Here is a 3,436-nt window from a genome sequence, read left to right as displayed (position 1 = left end):
GGAAGGTGCGGCTGGATCACCTCCTTTCTAGGGAGCCCAGTTTTGTGGGGAACAATCAGCATGGCCTGTTGTGGGTGTGTTGGTTGTTTTCTTGTGCTCGCATGTGTTCATCACTGTTTGTTGGTGGTGGGTGTGGGTGCGTGTTTGGGTTGGGCATAAGAGTTTGAAGCGAATGAGCACACTGTCGGGTTCACGTTCAACACCGTGTTGGCGTCCGCCATTGTTGTGGTGGTTGCCCGCATAGCCTGCCTGGGCTTTGAGTGGTTTGGGTGTGGGTGTGTGTGGTGGGTTGTTTGTGATTTGTATAGTGGTTGCGAGCATATTTGTTCTGTACTGTTTTTTGTGTTTTGTTTAGTTTTGTTGGGCATTCGGTGGATGCCTTGGCATCAAGAGCTGATGAAGGACGTTGCGGCCTGCGATATGCCTCGGGGAGTTGGCGAGCGAGCGTTATTATCCGAGGGTGTCCGAATGGGGGAACCTAACCTGGGTTGTGCTGGGTTACCATCATCTGAACGTGTATAGGGTGGTGGGGGGAACGCGGGGAAGTGAAACATCTCAGTACCCGTAGGAGAAGATATTCCGTGAGTAGTGGCGAGCGAAAGCGGAGGAGGCTAAACCAGATGCGTGTGAGAGGCGGCGGCTGTTGCGTGTTTGGTGTTGTGGGGCCATGTTGGATCCTTCTGCCGGGGGGTCGCATCGTGTGTTGCTGGGAGTTGAACAGTCTGGGATGGCTGACCGTAGAGCGTGAGAGTCGTGTAGGTGGACTGGTGGCGTGTGGTGTGGATGTGGTGCCCGAGTAGTGCGGGACTCGTGAAATCTCGTGTGAATCTGCCAAGACCACTTGGTAAGCCTAAATACTACTTGATGACCGATAGTGCATAGTACCGTGAGGGAATGGTGAAAAGTACCCCGGGAGGGGAGTGAAATAGTACCTGAAACCGTGTGCCTGTAAGCCGTCAGAGCCTTGTGGGGTGATGGCGTGCCTTTTGAAGAATGAGCCTGCGAGTTAGTGATACGTGGCGTGCTTAACCCGTGTGGGGTATGCGTAGCGAAAGCGAGTCTGAAAGATGGCGTTTGTCGCGTGTTCTAGACCCGAAGCGGGGTGATCTACCCATGGTCAGGTTGAAGCAGAGGTAAGACTGTGTGGAGGACCGAACCCACCAGGGTTGAAAACCTGGGGGATGAACTGTGGGTAGGGGTGAAAGGCCAATCAAACTCCGTGATAGCTGGTTCTCCCCGAAATGCATTTAGGTGCAGCGTTGCGTGGTCCCTGGTGGAGGTAGAGCTACTGGATGGCCGATGGGCCCTGTGGGTTACTGACGTCAGCCAAACTCCGAATGCCATTAGGTGTAGCGTGGCAGTGAGACTGCGGGGGATAAGCTTCGTAGTCGAGAGGGAAACAGCCCAGATCATCAGCTAAGGCCCCTAAGCGTGCGCTAAGTGGGAAAGGATGTGGAGTCGCGGTGACAACCAGGAGGTTGGCTTAGAAGCAGCCATCCTTGAAAGAGTGCGTAATAGCTCACTGGTCAAGTGGTTCTGCGCCGACAATGTAGCGGGGCTCAAGCGTACCGCCGAAGCTGTGGCAGCAACACGTGTGGCTGGCGCCAGTTTATTGGTTGTTGGTGTGTTGTTGGGTAGGGGAGCGTCCTGCATGAGGTGAAGCCTGGAGGTGACTTCTGGTGGATTGTGTGGGAGTGAGAATGCAGGCATGAGTAACGAATCTGCGGTGGGAATCCGCAGCGCCGATTGACTAAGGGTTCCAGGGCTAGGTTTATCCGCCCTGGGTTAGTCGGGTCCTAAGGCGAGGCCGACAGGCGTAGTCGATGGACAACCAGTTGATATTCTGGTACCAGGTTGTGACCGCCCATGCTGAGGTCATTGTGCTAACCAATTTGCCCGCGCCTCCGCATAACCTTCGGGTTGCGTGGTGTGTGTGGGTCTTGGGGTCCCGGTGATGGTAGGCAAGCGTGTTAACAGGGGTGACGCAGACAGGTAGCTGCAGTGCGCCGATGGTTGTGCGTATTTAAGGTTGTGGCCCGCCTCCCAGGCAAATCCGGGGGGCACTATGGGTGAGAACTGATGAGGGACACACGCGTGTGTGGACTTGTGGTGATCCTATGCTGCCGAGAAAAGCCTCGACGTGAGGGCATGACGCGCCCGTACCCTAAACCGACTCAGGTGGTCAGGTAGAGTATACCGAGGCGTTCGAGTGAATCGTGGTTAAGGAACTCGGCAAAATTCCTCCGTAACTTCGGGATAAGGAGGACCCCGTGACTTCCCAATGCCTTGCGTGTTGGTGGGGTTGTGGGGTCGCAGAGAATAGGGAGAAGCGACTGTTTATCAAAAACACAGGTGCGTGCGAAGCCGTAAGGCGATGTATACGCACTGACGCCTGCCCGGTGCTGGAAGGTTAAGAGGAACCGTTAACATTCTTTGTGGGTGTGAAGCGGTGAATTTAAGCCCCAGTAAACGGCGGTGGTAACTATAACCATCCTAAGGTAGCGAAATTCCTTGTCGGGTAAGTTCCGACCTGCACGAATGGCGTAACGACTTCCCCGCTGTCTCAACCGTGAGCTCGGCGAAATTGCAGTACGAGTAAAGATGCTCGTTTCGCGCAGAAGGACGGAAAGACCCCGGGACCTTTACTATAGCTTGGTATTGGTGTTCGCTTGGACTTGTGTAGGATAGGTGGGAGACTGTGAAGCTGCCGCGCCAGCGGTGGTGGAGTCGTCGTTGAAATACCATTCTGGTTTAAGCGGTCACCTTAACCTTGGCCCGTGATCCGGGTTGGGGACAGTGCCTGGTGGGTAGTTTAACTGGGGCGGTTGCCTCCTAAAATGTAACGGAGGCGCTCAAAGGTTCCCTCAGCCTGGTTGGTAATCAGGTGGCGAGTGCAAGTGTACAAGGGAGCTTGACTGTGAGACCGACGGGTCGAGCAGGTGCGAAAGCAGGAACTAGTGATCCGGCCATGGCACGTGGGTGCGTGGTCGCTCAACGGATAAAAGGTACCCCGGGGATAACAGGCTGATCTTGCCCAAGAGTCCATATCGACGGCATGGTTTGGCACCTCGATGTCGGCTCGTCGCATCCTGGGGCTGGAGTCGGTCCCAAGGGTTGGGCTGTTCGCCCATTAAAGCGGTACGCGAGCTGGGTTCAGAACGTCGTGAGACAGTTCGGTCCCTATCCTCTGTGCGCGCAGGAAATTTGAGGAGGGCCGTCCCTAGTACGAGAGGACCGGGATGGACGAACCTCTGGTGTGCCAGTTGTACCGCCAGGTGCATGGCTGGTTAGCTACGTTCGGAAGGGATAACCGCTGAAAGCATCTAAGCGGGAAGCCTGCTCCAAGATGAGGTTTCCACGCCCCCCCGTGGGGTGAGAGGCCCCCGCCAGACGAGCGGGTTGATAGGCCAGAGGTGGAAGCACCGCGAGGTGCTCG

Annotated in this window: 1 rRNA gene; it reads left to right on the top strand. The window is 55.8% G+C overall.

Annotated elements, in window-relative coordinates:
* Positions 1-348 precede the first annotated feature (348 nt).
* A 23S ribosomal RNA gene (locus RWZ58_RS08670) occupies positions 349-3,436 on the top strand; the annotation flags it as partial.

It is taken from the genome of uncultured Rothia sp. (assembly GCF_963544205.1).
Lineage (GTDB): Bacteria > Actinomycetota > Actinomycetes > Actinomycetales > Micrococcaceae > Rothia.
Note: the sequence above shows the minus strand (reverse complement) of the source record. Positions and strands in the feature narration are given on the sequence as shown.